Annotated in this window: 17 protein-coding genes; 9 read left to right on the top strand and 8 right to left on the bottom strand. The window is 59.5% G+C overall.

What is annotated here, in order from left to right:
• Positions 1-37 precede the first annotated feature (37 nt).
• Together ATO10_RS07630 and ATO10_RS07625 are read right to left on the bottom strand one after the other, a co-directional pair.
• Positions 38-919 (bottom strand): CPBP family intramembrane glutamic endopeptidase, encoded by an 882-nt coding sequence (locus ATO10_RS07630; RefSeq protein WP_035250077.1) that lies wholly within the window; start codon positions 917-919, stop codon positions 38-40.
• A gap of 64 nt (positions 920-983) precedes the next feature.
• Positions 984-1,865, bottom strand: a complete 882-nt coding sequence (locus ATO10_RS07625; RefSeq protein ID WP_035250075.1) for a CPBP family intramembrane glutamic endopeptidase — start codon at positions 1,863-1,865, stop codon at positions 984-986.
• Positions 1,866-1,982: 117 nt separating this feature from the next.
• Between ATO10_RS07625 and ilvD the strand changes: the two genes are divergently transcribed.
• The 6 genes from ilvD to ATO10_RS07595 all read left to right on the top strand — a co-directional run bounded on the left by ilvD (position 1,983) and on the right by ATO10_RS07595 (position 8,823).
• Positions 1,983-3,716: a dihydroxy-acid dehydratase gene (gene ilvD, locus ATO10_RS07620; protein ID WP_035250073.1), complete on the top strand. Its 1,734-nt coding sequence runs from the start codon at positions 1,983-1,985 to the stop codon at positions 3,714-3,716.
• Positions 3,703-4,377 (top strand): hypothetical protein, encoded by a 675-nt coding sequence (locus tag ATO10_RS15945; protein WP_051598019.1) that lies wholly within the window; start codon positions 3,703-3,705, stop codon positions 4,375-4,377. Before ilvD ends, ATO10_RS15945 begins: the two co-directional genes overlap by 14 nt.
• Before the next feature lie 119 nt (positions 4,378-4,496).
• Positions 4,497-5,270, top strand: a complete 774-nt coding sequence (locus ATO10_RS07610) for a DUF6478 family protein (protein ID WP_051598018.1) — start codon at positions 4,497-4,499, stop codon at positions 5,268-5,270.
• Between the two features lie 9 nt (positions 5,271-5,279).
• Complete coding sequence (locus tag ATO10_RS07605) at positions 5,280-5,657, top strand: hypothetical protein (RefSeq protein ID WP_035250070.1); 378 nt, start codon at positions 5,280-5,282, stop codon at positions 5,655-5,657.
• A 79-nt stretch (positions 5,658-5,736) separates the two neighbouring features.
• Positions 5,737-7,764, top strand: coding sequence for an NADPH-dependent 2,4-dienoyl-CoA reductase (locus ATO10_RS07600; RefSeq protein ID WP_035250068.1), 2,028 nt, complete (start codon positions 5,737-5,739; stop codon positions 7,762-7,764).
• Positions 7,765-7,917: 153 nt separating this feature from the next.
• Positions 7,918-8,823: a LysR family transcriptional regulator gene (locus ATO10_RS07595; RefSeq protein WP_035250066.1), complete on the top strand. Its 906-nt coding sequence runs from the start codon at positions 7,918-7,920 to the stop codon at positions 8,821-8,823.
• 21 nt (positions 8,824-8,844) lie between these two features.
• On the opposite strand, the gene ATO10_RS07590 is transcribed toward ATO10_RS07595, so the two are convergent.
• The 3 genes from ATO10_RS07590 to ATO10_RS07580 all read right to left on the bottom strand — a co-directional run bounded on the left by ATO10_RS07590 (position 8,845) and on the right by ATO10_RS07580 (position 11,388).
• Complete coding sequence (locus ATO10_RS07590; RefSeq protein ID WP_238323428.1) at positions 8,845-9,762, bottom strand: OmpA family protein; 918 nt, start codon at positions 9,760-9,762, stop codon at positions 8,845-8,847.
• Between the two features lie 187 nt (positions 9,763-9,949).
• Entirely contained in the window at positions 9,950-10,666 is a 717-nt protein-coding gene (locus ATO10_RS07585; RefSeq protein WP_420313636.1) for a GNAT family N-acetyltransferase, read from the bottom strand.
• Complete coding sequence (locus tag ATO10_RS07580; protein ID WP_035250062.1) at positions 10,657-11,388, bottom strand: competence/damage-inducible protein A; 732 nt, start codon at positions 11,386-11,388, stop codon at positions 10,657-10,659. Before ATO10_RS07580 ends, ATO10_RS07585 begins: the two co-directional genes overlap by 10 nt.
• Positions 11,389-11,433: 45 nt before the next feature.
• Between ATO10_RS07580 and sfsA the strand changes: the two genes are divergently transcribed.
• Both sfsA and map read left to right on the top strand, forming a co-directional pair.
• Positions 11,434-12,147, top strand: coding sequence for a DNA/RNA nuclease SfsA (gene sfsA / locus ATO10_RS07575; protein WP_035250060.1), 714 nt, complete (start codon positions 11,434-11,436; stop codon positions 12,145-12,147).
• A 57-nt stretch (positions 12,148-12,204) separates the two neighbouring features.
• Complete coding sequence (gene map / locus ATO10_RS07570) at positions 12,205-13,020, top strand: type I methionyl aminopeptidase (protein WP_238323427.1); 816 nt, start codon at positions 12,205-12,207, stop codon at positions 13,018-13,020.
• Here the strand turns inward: map and rsmD are convergent.
• Positions 13,017-13,577: a 16S rRNA (guanine(966)-N(2))-methyltransferase RsmD gene (gene rsmD, locus ATO10_RS07565; protein WP_035250056.1), complete on the bottom strand. Its 561-nt coding sequence runs from the start codon at positions 13,575-13,577 to the stop codon at positions 13,017-13,019. The genes map and rsmD overlap by 4 nt on opposite strands.
• Entirely contained in the window at positions 13,574-14,785 is a 1,212-nt protein-coding gene (locus tag ATO10_RS07560) for an NAD(P)/FAD-dependent oxidoreductase (protein WP_035250055.1), read from the bottom strand. The genes rsmD and ATO10_RS07560 overlap by 4 nt, the downstream gene beginning before the upstream one ends.
• Before the next feature lie 80 nt (positions 14,786-14,865).
• Between ATO10_RS07560 and ATO10_RS07555 the strand changes: the two genes are divergently transcribed.
• A complete protein-coding gene (locus tag ATO10_RS07555; RefSeq protein ID WP_035250053.1) occupies positions 14,866-15,354 on the top strand; it encodes a peroxiredoxin in 489 nt (162 codons plus the stop codon).
• A gap of 43 nt (positions 15,355-15,397) precedes the next feature.
• Here the strand turns inward: ATO10_RS07555 and ATO10_RS07550 are convergent, their stop codons facing one another.
• Entirely contained in the window at positions 15,398-16,183 is a 786-nt protein-coding gene (locus tag ATO10_RS07550; RefSeq protein WP_051598017.1) for a mechanosensitive ion channel family protein, read from the bottom strand.
• Positions 16,184-16,186 lie beyond the last annotated feature (3 nt).

The following is a 16,186-nucleotide window of genomic DNA, read 5'->3' as shown; positions in this document are numbered from 1 at the left end:
CCCGAAATAAGCCGGGCGGGGCGGAATTGCAATCTGGCTATCGCACGATTAGCGCACGCAAGAGCCGCCAAACGACGAAAAGCAGCAACAAATCGACTCCAAGCCCCATGGGCAGCGCGGATGTATCGTCGATCCCGAATGGGGTGACATAGAGCGCCAGACCCGTGATCGACCCATCGACCGAGACCACCAGGAGGGCTGCGATGTTGTTGACGAAGTGCACCCCCAGCGCCGCCCCCAGATTACCGCTGCGTTCCGTCAGGTCGGCGGCGATCAGGGCAAAGCAGAAAATGACAAACAGAATCGCCCAGAGATTGCCACCGGCCTCTGGGTTCCAATGCATCAGGGTAAACCCAAGCGCGGGCAGGCCCATCCATATCCAGCGTGCCTGAAATCGCACCGCCAGTTGCTGTTGCAGGTATCCACGAAACAGCAACTCTTCGGCGGTGATTTGAACCAGCAACAACAGCAGGGCCCAAGGCAAATATCGCAGCCACGCGTCTAGGGGCAGGTTGGGCACAGCCGGGCTGAACTGCCAAGAAATCGCCAGCATCACAGCATAGAGCGGCACCAGCACCATTGATGTCAGGCAAAAGGCGCGCAGTGTCTCTCGGCCCGGGCCAAACAGTGTTCCGGGGCCGCGCCCATGCAGCGCGGCTGCGGCCAAAATAGTGCCCAAAAACAGCCCTGCAAAGCTAAGCAGAAGAAATAACGTTTGCGGAGCCTGATCCATGCTTTGCAGACCCAAAAGCCAGCCGAAGTATTCCAACGGGCCGATGATCGGATACAACACCACCAGCATCAGCGCGAAACAGGCCAGATAAATGAATAGGGTCAGCAAGATGCCCAGCAGGATGCGCCAGAGTTCGGGGTATTGGCGGGCCGGGTGTATATAGGCCGCGAATTCTGGGGCGCGCATGGGGTATCCTGCCAATCGTTAAGCTGATCGCAAGCTAACGCTGGCCGGGTGGGCGGCGCAACGCTTAAACGCGCAGTGCTACGCGTGCCGCCAGCCAGCTGACAAGCATCACATCCAGATCGACAGCAAAGAGGGGTAAGATGGCGGGATCATCCAGTGTGATCGGATAGACATACAAGGCCAGCCCGGACGCCGCGCCCGGCAGTGAGGCCAACAGGATCGCCCCGAAATTGTTGGCAAAGTGCAGGGCCAGAGCGGCGCCCAGATTGCCGCTACGCGCTGTCAGGTCTGCCGCGGCGATGCCAAACAGGCCTGCCCAGATGGCGGTGAAGATCGCGTTGTCTCCGGCCAGATCGGTGCTGTAGTGCCCAAATGCAAAAATCACGCTTGGAATTCCGATCCAGATCAATGGGCTGCGATAGCGCGCCGCCAATTGCTGTTGCAGATAGCCGCGAAAGAACAGCTCTTCGCTGCTGATTTGGATGAACAAAACCGGGATCGCGACCGGCAATAACAGCAGCCACCGATCGAAGGCCATGTTGGGGTCTAAAGCGACGCCGCTTGGGATCAAAGACAAGATCAAATAAAGTCCGGCAAGCATTTTCAATACAGCCCAGAAATCACGCCACGCCTGTGGCAATGGGCCGACCAGACTCAGGGGTGAGCGTCGGTGCAACTGATCCACCACAGCGACCAGCCCAACGGTGATCAACCCCGCCGAGAGCAACAACAACAGCGTCTCGGTCGCGGTCAGCGTGCTGAAGAAAACAGCGTTGTACAGGGTGTCGGCCCGGTCAGAGCCCAAGACCATGCGCCCCGCGCCATAGATCACGAAAATCAGCCCAATCTGCGCGGCACTGGCCAGAAAGAACCCCAGAACCGTACGCCACAGCTCGGCGCTGTGGCGGGCAGGGGCGGCAAAGTCTTCATTGGGGCCATAGCGCATCGGCGGGATTCCTCTGACAAACAACCTAGACTGGCGCCCATGACGCATCAATGACGCTTGTACATGGCGGGCGCGGGCGATATTCCCCTTGGCCAAGCCAGATCTGAGGAGGGCCTCATGCGTAACAGCCGTTTTGACAAAACCAAACTTCCCAGCCGTCATGTGACCGAAGGGCCCGCACGCGCGCCGCACCGGTCGTATTTCTATGCGATGGGCCTGACTGAAGAAGAGATTCACCAGCCTTTTATCGGCGTGGCGACCTGCTGGAACGAGGCCGCGCCTTGTAACATCGCGCTGAACCGTCAGGCTCAGTCGGTGAAGATGGGCGTCAAGAAAGAGGGCGGCACCCCGCGCGAATTCACCACCATCACCGTGACCGACGGCATCGCCATGGGTCACGAAGGGATGCGCTCGTCTCTGGCCTCGCGCGAGGCCATCGCCGACACCGTGGAACTGACCATGCGCGGCCATTGCTATGACGCCATCGTCGGTCTGGCCGGGTGTGACAAATCGCTGCCTGGTATGATGATGGCCATGCTGCGCCTGAACGTGCCGTCGGTGTTCATCTACGGCGGGTCGATCCTGCCGGGCCGTCTGAACGGCAAAGACGTGACCGTTCAGGACGTATTCGAAGCCGTGGGTCAAAACCAGGCGGGCAACATGTCCGAGGCCGAGTTGGAAGTTCTGGAACGCGTGGCCTGCCCCTCGGCAGGTGCTTGCGGTGGTCAGTTCACCGCCAACACCATGGCTTGTGTCTCCGAGGCTGTTGGCCTTGCGCTGATGAACTCCTCGGGTGCACCGGCGCCCTATGAAAGCCGTGATCAGTATGGCGAGGCTTCGGGCCGCGCCGTGATGAACCTGATCGAGAAAAACATCCGCGCCCGTGACATCGTCACTCGTAAGTCGCTGGAAAACGCGGCCCGCGTTGTGGCCTGTACCGGTGGGTCGACCAACGCCGGTCTGCACCTGCCTGCCATGGCGCACGAAGCCGGGATCGACTTTGATCTGTTCGACGTCACCGATATCTTCCGTGACACCCCGTACTTTGTGGACCTGAAGCCGGGCGGTCAGTATGTGGCCAAAGACCTGTATGAAGCTGGCGGTGTGCCGGTCGTGCTGAAAGAGCTGCGCAAGGCCGGTCTGCTGCACGAAGACTGCATGACCGCCTCGGGCCGCACCATGGGCGAAGAGCTGGACCTGATCGAAGGCGAAGCCGACGGCAAGGTGATCTATCCGGTTGAAACCCCGATCACCCCGACAGGCGGTGTTGTGGGCCTGAAGGGCAATCTGGCCCCCGAAGGCGCGATCGTGAAAGTCGCGGGCATGAGCGATGAAGAACAGATCTTCACCGGCCCGGCCAACATCTTTGAATGCGAAGAAGAGGCCTTTGAGGCCGTTCAGAAGCGCGAATACAAAGAGGGCGAAGTTCTGGTCATCCGCAACGAGGGCCCCGCAGGTGGGCCCGGCATGCGCGAGATGCTTGCCACCACCGCGGCCCTGTCGGGTCAGGGCATGGGTAAGAAAGTGGCGCTGATCACCGACGGCCGTTTCTCGGGCGCGACCCGTGGCTTCTGCGTGGGCCACGTTGGCCCCGAAGCCGCGCATGGTGGCCCCATCGCCCTGCTGCAACCCGGCGACATGATCACCATCAACGCCATCTCCGGCGAAATTTCGGTTGATCTGTCGGATGAGGAACTGGCCAAGCGCAAAGAAGCATGGCCCGGCCCCAAAAAGACCGAATACGCCTCGGGGGCGCTGTGGAAGTTCGCACAGCTGGTGGGAGATACCCGTCGCGGGGCGGTCACCCATCCCGGTCAACAGGCAGAAACGCACATTTATGCGGATCTCTAAACTATTCTGGCGACCAGCGGCCTTTGGGTCGCTGGCGCTTTTGCTGGCCGGGTGTCTGGAACCCACGGCGAACCCGACCCAAACCCCGGGTAGCTATGCCTACACCCGCTCTGCGCCGCGCAGTGATGTGCTTGTCAGCGATGCCGTGCAGGTGGCAGGACCGCAAGGTTATTGTGTGGATCGACGCGCTGGGCGTGGCGGGCTGATGATTCTGGCCAGCTGTGCTTCGGTCACCGGACAGCCCAATGCCCCGCGCCCCCTGTTTGAAATGCTGTTGACCGCCAGTGCCTCGCCAGAGGAAGACGGCGACACCCCGATCTTGCAACAATTGCCGCAGCTAGAGCGTTTCTTTGCTGCCCCGGCAGGCTTGGCCGCCTTGTCGCGCGACGGTCGCCCCGAGTCGGTTCGGCTGGTGGATACGTCTGTCCATCGCAACGCCTTTGTCATCCATTCGCGTCATACCGGTACCAGCGATATTCCGGGTCTGGGCGCCGATCAATGGCGCGCGCTGTTCAACCTGAATGGGCAAATGGTGTCGGCGTCGGTATCGTCTTTGGCACAAAGCCCTGTCAGTAGTGACGCTGGCCTTGCCAATTTGCTGGATTTTATCTCTCAAATTCGAACTGTTAGCCAATTTTCAGGCGATGACCTAGAAAGTTGACCCGGGCGGAAAATTCCCCCATGAAATGGAAACAATGTTCCCTTATGTGGGTAATCGTTGATGCGTCAGGAATGGTCCGGCATCAGTGACACGGTCTTGGTTCGGATAAGTTAGCAGGCATGGCAAAACCGATTTCATCCTTCGCGCAGGCGCTGCGGCAAAGACGGGTTTTGCGGCATTGGAACCGCGTGGCGGATATGGCGCCAAGCCAGCCCCTTTCTGCTTTGCGCTCTCAACGCGGGCAGGCGCGGCAACTGCGCCGTCAGCTGGATCGTTTGATTCACGAGGCCGAAAGCCGCCTTGCTCTGCCGCTGATCGGCTCGAATGCTATTCGTCGCCCCTTGGGGGCGGACTGGGCCTATCGACCGGTGCTTTGGCGCGGCCCTCTGGATGTGCCCGGGGCGGCGTCCGTGGAAAGCCGCACGGCGATTGGGGACGAAGTGACCGTGTTTCACGATTGCGATGTGTCTGAGCTGACAGTACGTCAGATTCGCAACACGCGCGAAAGCGATCTGGCGCCGTTTGGCTTGCGTATGGATGTGTTCCGCTTTGACGGTTCATTCCTGTCTTTGGTGCTGGAACTGCCCGAGGATGTCGTTCAGGGCCTGACCCGTCGTCACCTTCTGCGCATGGATGCGGTGGTCGAGATGGAAAAGCCATTGGAAATTTTCGCGCGCCTGAACGTGCGACATGGCCCCAACACAGAGCAGATCGTACGCGAACTGCCGCTGCACGACGACGATGTATTTGTCGAGTTTGATCTCGCGTACACAAAGATGAACGAAAAGCGGGTGGAAAAGGTCTGGATTGACCTGATTTTTGAGGGGCCAGAGATGAACGAGATCGTTTTGCGCGATCTGACCTTCAGCCGCCGGCCGCGCGCCGAGTTGTAGGGGAATAAGATGACCGAGTCCGTGCTGACTAAAACCCGTATTCGCGCCGGTGTCTGGGAAGGCGTGCTGGAACAATCTGCCGAAGCAGAGGCCCCAACGCTGGATGTGCGCCATCTTGAGCAATCTGTTGCGGGTGTGACGGTTACCGCCGAAGATGCCTCGACAGGGCGATACCTTGTGCGCGTACCTATTCCAGCCGAACTGCTAAGCGACGGTGTGCAGACTTTTCTGATTCTGGAAAAGAACAGCGGTGACAAGCTGGCCAGCTTTACCATCGTTACTGGCGAACTGCTGGAAGACGATATCCGGGCTGAAATGGATCTGTTGCGGGCCGAACTGGATATGCTGAAAAAGGCGTTCCGCCGGCATTGCCTTGAAACATCCTGACGCGCACGTAAGCTTTGACGCGGCGTAGCGCGTGACATTCACCGCGCGCCCCAGCATCTTCCCTGAAAGGGAGGACGCCATGACAGATTACCCTAATCTGCTCGCCCCACTTGATCTGGGTTTCACCACGCTCAAGAACCGGGTTCTGATGGGTTCGATGCATACCAATCTGGAGGAAACCAAAGATTGGAACCGTGTCGCCGAATTCTACGCCGAGCGCGCCCGGGGCGGTGTGGCGCTTATGGTGACAGGCGGCATGGCCCCAAATACCGAAGGCGGCGTGTTTCCCGGCGCGGCGGGGCTTTATAGCGATCAGGATATTGCCAACCACCGTATTGTGACGGAACGCGTGCACGACGCCGGTGGCAAGATCGCGATGCAGATTCTTCATGCGGGGCGTTATGCCTATAGCCCCGATTGCGTGTCGGCCAGCGCGGTGAAGTCTCCGATTTCTCCGTTTCCACCCAAGGAACTGGACGAAGACGGGATTGAAAAACAGATCGCAGATATTGCCACTGCCGCCGCCCGTGCGCGTGCAGCCGGATATGATGGTGTCGAGGTCATGGGATCTGAGGGCTATTTTATCAACCAGTTTTTGGTGACTCATGTGAACCGTCGGAACGACCGATGGGGCGGCAGTTACGAAAACCGGATGCGTCTGCCAATTGAGGTGGTCAAACGTGTGCGCGCCGCGGTGGGCGAGGATTTCATCGTCATCTACCGGCTTAGTATGATTGACCTGATCCCAAACGGCTCCAGTTGGGACGAGGTCGTTCAACTTGCCAAAGCCATCGAAGATGCGGGCGCGACGATCATCAATACCGGGATCGGTTGGCACGAGGCCCGCATTCCGACCATTGCCACCTCGGTCCCTCGCAAGGCTTTTGCATGGGTCACGAAGAAACTGATGGGGCAGGTGAGCATTCCGGTGATCACCTCGAACCGGATCAACACGCCGCAGGTGGCCGAAGAGGTGCTGGCCGAAGGCTGCGCCGACATGGTGTCGATGGCACGGCCCTTTCTGGCGGACCCGCATTTTGTGGCCAAGGCCCAAGCGGGCCGCGCGGCCGAAATTGCGCCATGCATCGCCTGCAACCAAGCCTGTCTGGATCATACTTTCGGCGGTAAGATCAGTTCCTGCCTTGTGAACCCGCGCGCGTGTTTTGAAACCGAAATCACGCTTACTCCCGCGCCACAGCCCAAAACCATTGCTGTTGTTGGCGCCGGGCCTGCGGGCCTGTCAGCCGCGATAGCAGCGGCTGAACGCGGCCATCGGGTGGTGGTGTTTGACAAGGCTGACCGGATTGGCGGGCAGCTGAACATGGCCAAACAAGTGCCGGGCAAGGAAGAATTCTGGGGCCTTGTTGACTGGTTCGAAACCATGGTTGCAAAGGCGGGCGTCGCCCTGCGCTTGGGGCACGAGGCCAGCGTCGACGATTTAAAGCAATACGATGAGGTCATCATCGCCACGGGTGTCATCCCACGCGACCCCGGGATTGAGGGGCAGGACGGCGACCAAGTTCTGTCTTACATCGACGTGTTGCGCGGCGACGCAACGGTTGGCCCTCGCGTTGTTATCGTGGGGGCGGGTGGTATTGGCTTTGACGTTGCCGAATACCTGACCCAAGCAAGTGAAAGCCCGACGGTGAACCTGCCCGAGTGGCTGCAAGAATGGGGCGTTGCCGATCCCGCCGCGCATCGCGGCGGACTGTCCCCCGATGGACCGCGGCCAGAAGCCCCGGCGCGGCACGTTACGCTGCTACAGCGCAAGGCCGAACGCCCCGGCAAACGGTTGGGCAAGACCACCGGCTGGATTCACCGCGCAACGTTGCAGATGAAAGGCGTCAAGATGATGGGCGGCGTGAACTATGAACGTATCACCCCCGAAGGTCTGTACATCAGCAAGGGTGAGGCTCGCGAAGACCCTCAGTTGATCGAGGCCGACAATATCGTCCTGTGCGCCGGTCAATTGTCTGAGCGCAGCCTTGTAGACGCGTTGCAAGCCGAAGGCATCACGCCGCATGTGATTGGCGGGGCGGATGTCGCTGCCGAGCTGGATGCAAAACGCGCCATTGATCAAGGCACCCGTCTGGCGGCCACCCTTTAACCTTATTTTCAAGGTGGAAACGCGCTGTTTCGCTGTTTCTTGGCCTTGAACACTGCGTGCAATCACCCCGGTATTGTCCGCCCTTCTCCGCATTCTTGCCCGATTTCATCGCCAAGAATGGGGAAACGAGAAAAGAGTGTTTAAGGGTTCAAGATGGATCGACTGACGGAAATGGAAGCGTTCGCCACAGTGGTGGATCAAGGCGGATTTACCGATGCGGCCCGAAAAATGGGCATCTCGAAATCTGCGGTGTCCAAACACGTGTCCTCGCTTGAGGCACGTCTGGGCGCACGCCTGCTGAACCGCACCACCCGCCGGGTCAGCCCGACGGAAATCGGCCTGGCCTATTACGACCGGGCGCGCCGCGTGTTGAATGACGCGGGTGAGGCCGATGCTCTTGTCACTTCGATGCAATCGGCACCTTCGGGCCTGTTGCGGATTTCGGTCGCGACGGACTTTGGAGTGAACCACCTGTCTCCGGTTCTGGGTGAATTCCTGAAGGAATACCCCGAAATCACTGTGAACATGGTTCTGAACAACCGCTATGTCGAACTGATCTCGGAAGGGTTTGATATGGCGATCCGTATCGGAGAGCTGGAAGACAGCACCCTGCGCGCCCGCAAGCTGATTACCACGACCAAACGCATGATCGGTTCGCCCACGTATTTCCAGAAATACGGCCGCCCCACCAAGATTGATGATCTGAATGATCACAAGCTTCTGCACTATTCGAACCAAGCCAGCGGTAACGTCTGGAAAATCACTGCACCATCGGGTGAAAAACGTCAGGTTCGCACGGCGGGCTGGCTGACGGTGAATGACGGTCAGTCGCTGCTGAACGCTGCGGTGTCGGGCCTTGGTATCGCCTACCTGCCCAGCTTCCTCTATCGCGAGGCACTAGAGGAAGGCCTGGTCGAAGAAGCGATCCCCGATCTGCCGGTTGAAAACCTGGGCATCTATGCGGTTTACCCGCCGGGTCGTTTTACCCAGCCCAAAGTGCGCGCTTTCATTGATTTTCTGGTGAAAAGCTTTGCTGATAAGCAGCCGCTGATCTGGTAAATGCCAAACTGAACAAACAGATTACTGGGTCGAGGTGATAATCACTTCGACCCTTCTGTTTTGCGTGCGCCCGTCATCGGTTTGATTGCTGGCTACCGGTGCTAGAAAGCCCACACCCTCGGCCGAGATTTGCGCGGCAGGGATGCTATAAACGTCGACCAGCCGCTTCATCACCGATTGTGCGCGTTTCTTCGACAGCGCAATGTTCCCATCCAACCCGCCTTCAGCGTCCGTGTGGCCCACAAGCGCGATGGTGATCTCGGGATGATCCGACAGGAACCCTGCCAGATCCGCCAATGACCCAAATTGATCTACGCCCAGTTTGGAGGAGCCGGTTTCAAACGCCAAATCACCCAGAATGGCGCGGCCCGACAATTGCAGCTGTTCGCTCAGCGGCAGACCTTCGAAGGCACCGGTGCCAATCGGGCTGGCAGGGTTTTTGGTCGATGCGGCGGAAAGCGCTGCGTCCAACCCCAGTTCGGGGCCGACGCGTGTTACCTGAACGAATCCGCGCAGGGATGACCGGCTTACCATCAGGCTGATGTATTCCGGCGCGGCCTCCCCCATGCGATGGGCGGACAAAAAGCGATAATCGCCTAGGTCTACATGCATTTCGGGCTCGGGCAGAACCTCGGTCGCATAGCGGAAATCGAAACCGCCGCAATTCTCGGCCTCGCATTCAAATAAAATCTCGAACCCTTCGGCGGTCAGCTGATCGCGCAGCGGTGCCAGAAGTTGCAACGTCGTGGCGCCCTCGATCTGGATTTGCCACGCTTGGCGGGCGATTTCGCCTTCGGCCCAAATGGTTTGAACCGTGTCGTTTTCAAACGGGCCAATGGGCAGGCGATAGCTGGACAGTTGCTGCACAGAATCTGCCGTGCGCTCGGCCCCTGCGGGAAATTCCAACAGCTGTGCGCTGGCCGCTAGGGGCAGGGCCATCAGAGACAAACTTATGCATAAGGATCGCAGCATTGCGCCAGATTGATACAGGGTTGAGGGCGTCATCGGCCAGCTTTTTTCGGGCACGCAGGTGTTTTTCGTCCTTTCAACGAAGGACAGCGCAGTTTCCGTCGGCAATTGTCTTGCCGAAGTCAAAAGGGTTGTCATGCTCAACGACGCGTGCCTCTTAGCACTGTTTTTTTCTGTAGTGATAGTGTCCCACAGGTTGCATGTTGAGGGAAGCATAGAGCGCCCGGGCATCGGCATTGTCATCGGTGACGACCACGGCAAGCTCTGTAGCGCCCTGATCTTGTGCCCAGAACGCCGCCTCCCGCATCATGTTGATGGCGGTTCCCTGCCGACGATAGGCGTTTTCCACCACCATTGCATGGACCATTGCGGTGTTTTCATGGATCGCGGTAAAAGCAGCGCCTGCGGCGCGGTTTTGGATACGGCCCAGAATGCTGGCTTTTGGGCCTGTGACGCGGGCCATCACAGCCAGCCGGGAGGGGCCGATCCCTTCCCCCGCCCAGATTTCTTTCATGATCTCCAAAGGCTCCCACAGGGTAAACGCGGCGATGGCGGGGGGGCGTTGTGTTGTGAGCTCGGACAGGGGCGCGGCATAGACGGTGACCGGATCGATGATCTTATACCCATTGTCTTGCAACAGAGCATCCAGCGTGGCGTCCTGCGCGCGGATCATGAACAACGGCTCTTGATCAAGCGCACGCATCGCCTGTTCCGCCTGAGCCAGATCGGTGGCAGTTGCCGGGGCCGTGGCCGTCGCGGCCGAGACGCGTTTGCCACCGCCGCGCCCGGCGCGAATGGTCCAAACACCCACGCGGGTTTCCTTGGCGGCTGGCCATGTGGCCCAGAGCACGTCCAGATAGTCGCTCATGCACAGTCCCCGGGGAACAACCCCGCCAGACGCGTCATGGCGGCATCAACCTGACCGGCGTCAGTGCCGCGGATCACGATATTTGCGCCAAACACTCCGTCTCGAACAAATGGGTAAGAGCCAATCGACAGGTCGGGGAACGCGGCGGCCAGATCGCCCAATGGCCCTGCGATATCACCTTCGCCCCGGTTGATCCGCAAGGATTGGCTGAGCAGCGGAGCGCCTCCGGTGATGTGCGGCAAGACCGAAGCGACCATGGCCTGAAAGACCGAAGGCACACCGGCCATCACATGGACATTCTCCATGGTAAAGCCCGGCGCAATTGATACCGGGTTGTCGATCAGCGTTGCGCCGTCCGGGATGCGCGCCATGCGCTGACGCGCGGCGTTAAATTCGGACCCTTGGCGTTCGTAATGGGCGGCCAGCAGGGCGCGGGCATCATCGCGAATGTCGATATGCGCACCAAAGGCTTGCGCGATCGCATCGGCGGTGATGTCATCATGGGTCGGCCCGATCCCGCCCGAGGTCACCACGGTGTCATACTGCGCCCGCAACGCATTGACAGCATCCACAATCGCATCGGTGTCATCCACGACCATGCGGACCTCGGTCAGGGAGACACCGATCTTGGTCAGTTCTTGCGCCAGATAATGCATGTTGGAATCGCGGGTGCGGCCCGAAAGGATCTCGTCCCCGATCACAAGCATAGCGGCGGTGGGGTTGGGCATGGGGCTCTCCTTGTCGTGGCTTACCCTTGGGTATAGGTGGGACACATGCGATTTCAAACACCTCTTGTCCCCGGCAGGCTGATCCGCCGCTATAAACGCTTCTTTGCAGATGTGATGCTGGACAGTGGCGATCAGGTGACCGCCCATTGTCCCAATACAGGTCCGATGACAGGGCTTGTTGAGGAAGGCCAGCGCGTCTGGGTGGAACCCAACGATGATCCCAAGAGAAAGCTGAAATACGGCTGGCGATTGGTCGATCACGAAAACGGCCATTTCACCGGCGTCGATACCGGCGTACCCAACCGCGTGGTGCGCGAGGGGTTGCAGGCCAAAGCGGTGGCGGAATTGGGGGCCTATGACACTCTGCGGGCCGAGGTCAAATACGGCACTGGCAGTCGGATTGATTTCTTGCTGACCCGGCGCGGCCTGCCAGATGCTTATGTTGAGGTCAAAAGCGTGACCCTGCGCCGCGATGCGGACTGGGCTGAATTTCCAGATACGGTCACCACCCGCGGCGCCAAGCATCTTGAGGAGCTGTCGCAGATGGCCGCCCAAGGTCACCGCGCGGTGATGCTATACCTTGTGCAGCGAACCGATTGCACCCGCATGCGGGTGGCGGGCGACATTGACCCGGCTTACGGTGCGGGGCTGGCGCGGGCGCAAGATGCCGGGGTCGAGGTGATTTGCTATGCCACCAGCCTCTCGCCCGAGGGTGTCGTATTGGCGCAGGCTCTGCCGGTTGGGGAAACCGTTCCCTAGGCTGGTATTTCGCCGCGCATGGGCCTATTTAGGCCCTGTTGATTGATGGAGTGCGACGTGGACGAATCCCACAAAGGCCGCCTGACCAAAGATGGCATCCGAATTCACGAGGCGAAGGATTTCGCCGGTATGCACGCGGCTGGCAAGCTGGCGGCGCAGATTCTTGATGACATCGCGCCCCATGTATTTCCCGGGCAAACCACCGGCGAACTGGATCGTCTGATCACCAAGATGGTGGATGATGCGGGCGCGAAATCAGCGACGATTGGGTATCGCGGTTATCAGCACGCGTCGTGCATTTCGGTGAACCATGTCGTGTGTCACGGCATCCCCGGCGACAAGAAACTGAAGGATGGGGACATCCTGAACATCGACGTCACCGTCATCGTAGACGGTTGGTTTGGGGATACCTCGCGCATGTATCTGGCCGGGAAAATGTCGCGCAAGGCTGAACGCCTTGTTCAGGTCACCCATGACGCTCTGTTCAAGGGCATTGAGATGGTCAAGCCCGGCAACACCTTTGGCGACATCGGCCATGCCATTCAAAGCTACGTCGAGGGCCACCGGATGAGCGTCGTGCGCGATTTCTGTGGTCACGGTTTGGGCCGTGTCTTTCATGCGCCGCCCAACGTGCTGCACTATGGTCGCGCAGGGTCTGGTCCGGTGCTGGAAGAAGGCATGTTCTTTACCATTGAACCCATGGTGAACCTAGGCCGCCCCGAAACCAAGGTGCTGGGCGATGACTGGACAGCTGTGACCCGTGACAAATCCCTGTCGGCGCAGTTTGAGCATTCAATCGCGGTCACCGCCGACGGGTTTGAGGTTTTCACCCTGTCTCCCGGCGATAAATTCCACCCGACCTGGATCGATTAATCGGCCCGCAAGATCGCGATCTTGGTGTCGCCGTATTTGCGCTGATCCAGCAGGGCCAGGTCGTCGGGCACAGCAATCTCGGCACTTTCTTCCCAGATGATCAGGGCCTCGTCAGCGATCCAGCCGCCTTCAAAGGCGGATGCCAGTGCGCGTTCACCCAGCCCTTTGCCGTAGGGCGGGTCCAGAAAGATCAGGTTGAACCCGGCGCCGCGGTTCAGGCCCAAACGTGTGGCGTCGCGGCGGAACAGTTTCGTCACGCCCATCGCGCGGCATTTTTCGATATTTTCGCGGATCAGGGCGCGCGATTTGGCGCCATCATCCACGAATGTCACATGAGCTGCGCCACGCGACAGCGCCTCAAGCCCCAACGCCCCGGTGCCGGCAAACAGGTCCAATACCCGCGCGTCCGAAATCGGGTCGCCGTAGCCGCCATTGATCAGCAGGTTGAACAGGCTTTCACGCACGCGGTCGGTGGTGGGGCGCAGATGTGCGCCCGCGTCGCCCTTGCCGACCGAGGCCAGCGTCAGCCCCTTATGGGCGCCTGCAATGATCCTCATGCTTTGGCCAAAGCCATCAGATTGGTCGCTGGGTCGGCGACTGCCGCCGCTTCGGGGGACTTGCCCGCCTCGATCATCCGCTTGCCGACCATATAGGCGCGCGGGTCGTTCATCGCGTCGACGGCCAGCAATGTGTCACCTGCGTAATACCAGTGGCTGACCGAGCCTTCGCGCTCGCCCGGGCGCACGACCACGTTATTATAGCCGGAGTTCAGCCCCGCGATTTGCAGCTTCACGTCATACTGATCCGACCAGAACCACGGGTAAGGCGCGTAATCCTTGTCTGCGCCCAACATGTTTTCGGCCACGCATTCGGCCTGATCAATCGCGTTTTGGACGCTTTCAAGGCGGATCATATCGCCGCGATAGGGGAAGACGGCGCAATCGCCTGCCGACCAGATCACCGGGTCGCTGGTACGGCCCTGTGCATCCACCTTGATACCGTTTTCTACCACCAGACCGGCGCTTTCAGCCAGTTCGGTTGCCGGGGCGATACCAATGCCGACGATGACCATATCCAGAGCAAGTTCAGTGCCATCTGACAGCACCGCGCCATCGACACGGGTTTCACCGGTCAGCCGGTCCAGCCCGATACCTTCGTGGATATCCACGTCATGCGCCGCGTGCAGAGCGCGGAAATAGGCGCTGGTCTCGGGCGCGGCAACGCGTTGCAAAATACGCTCGGACATCTCAACCAAAGTCACCTTCATGCCCAGCTTCGAGCACACAGCAGCGGCTTCCAGCCCGATATAACCCCCACCGACGATCAACACCCGCGCGCCTTCAACGCATTCGGGTTCCATCGCATCCACATCGGCCATGGTACGCACCACGTGAACACCGTCCAGCAGGCCACCAATCGCGGGCGGCAGGCGCCGCGCGATAGAGCCGGTCGTCAGCGCCAGCTGGTCATAGGAAATCGCGTTGCCATCGACCACGATCTTTTTGTCGCTTCGGTCAATCGAAACGGCGGTCGATGACAGGCGCAGATCAATGTTGTTCTCGGCATAGAACGTCTCGGGGCGCAGATAGAGCCGCTCTTTGTCCATCTCGCCCAACAGGTATTTCTTGGACAGGGGCGGGCGCTGATAGGGCGGTGTCGCCTCTTCTCCGATCAGGGTGATTTTGCCCATGTGGCCCAATGCGCGCAGCTTGGCCACCAATGCACTGCCGGCCTGACCGGCCCCGATCACAACAATATCCGACATGCCTGTCCCTTTTCTGGTGTCTTGTCGCGCGCAACCTATATGCTTCGCTACATGCGACGCAATTACAGGACAGGATAAACATGACACTTTCAGTTGGCGCCACGCTTCCCGACGCAGAATTGACCTATTTGGGGGCAGATGGCCCCGCCACCGTGAAGCTTTCCGAGAAACTGGCGGGCAAAAAGGTCGTCCTTTTTGCATTGCCCGGGGCCTATACCGGCCCGTGTTCAACGATTCACCTGCCCAGCTTCATCAAAGTGATGGATCAGCTTAAGGCCAAAGGCGTGGACGAGGTGATCTGTATCGCCGTGAACGACCCTTTTGTGCTGACGGCCTGGGGCAAAGACACCGGCGCGACGGAGGCTGGCATTACCTTGCTGGGTGACTCGAGCGCGGAACTGACCAAAGCGCTGGGCGTCGAATTCACGGCGCCGCCTTTGGGGCTCTATGACCGTTCCAATCGGTACGCGCTGTTGCTGGACGACGGGGTGATCACTGTGGCTCAGGTTGATGATCCGGGAGTCTGCGACATTTCAACCGGCGACAAGTTCCTCGAGGCGCTGGGCTGAACAAGAAAGGGCGCCGCAATCGGCGCCCTTTTTTTACGTTTGATCACCCTTGGATCATTGTGGTGGTCGGGAAGGGGATGTCGATGTTGCCTGCGTCGAACGCCTCTTTGACATTCCGGGTCATGTCGAAATGCACATCCCAGTAATCGGCGGCGTCGCACCAGACCCGCACGGTGAAATCAACCGAGCTGTCGCCCAGATTGCCAACTTTCACGAACGGTGCCGGGTCGGCGTGGATGCGCTCGTCATCCTCGATGCATTTCACGATGATGTCTTCGGCGTCTTTCAGGTTGGTGCCGTAGGAAACCCCAAACACGAAATCCACGCGCCGGGTGTCGTGGTGCGAGAAATTCTTGATCGCACCGGCAAAGATGTCGCCATTTGGCACGATGATCTGCACGTTGTCCGGCGTTGTCAGTTCAGTGGTGAACAAGGTCACGGCAGCGACTTTGCCGGTGTGGCCCGCGGCCTCGACCACGTCACCAGCTTTGAACGGGCGGAAGGCAATCAGCAGAACCCCGGCAGCAACGTTTGAAAGTGTGCCCTGCAGCGCCAGACCAACGGCCAGACCCGCGGCACCCAGCAGTGCGGCCAATGATGTGGTTTCGATCCCGAAACGCGCCAGAATAAAGATAACTGCGATGGCCAGCACGAAGTAGCGTGCCATCGACCCAGCAAATCGCATCAGTGTTATGTCGAGGTTTTCGTTCTTGTCGGCCAATCCTTCGATGTAGCGTTTTACGAACCCGCTAAGCCACAGCGCCGCGACGGCGATAAGTAAGGCGGTGACAACGTTGATCCCCAACGCGGTAAGGACGGAAACATTCATGAC

This window comes from Actibacterium atlanticum, from assembly GCF_000671395.1.
GTDB classification, from domain to species: Bacteria; Pseudomonadota; Alphaproteobacteria; order Rhodobacterales; family Rhodobacteraceae; genus Actibacterium_D; species Actibacterium_D atlanticum.
The sequence above is the reverse complement of the archived record's forward strand: the minus strand, read 5'-3'. Positions and strand labels throughout refer to the sequence as shown.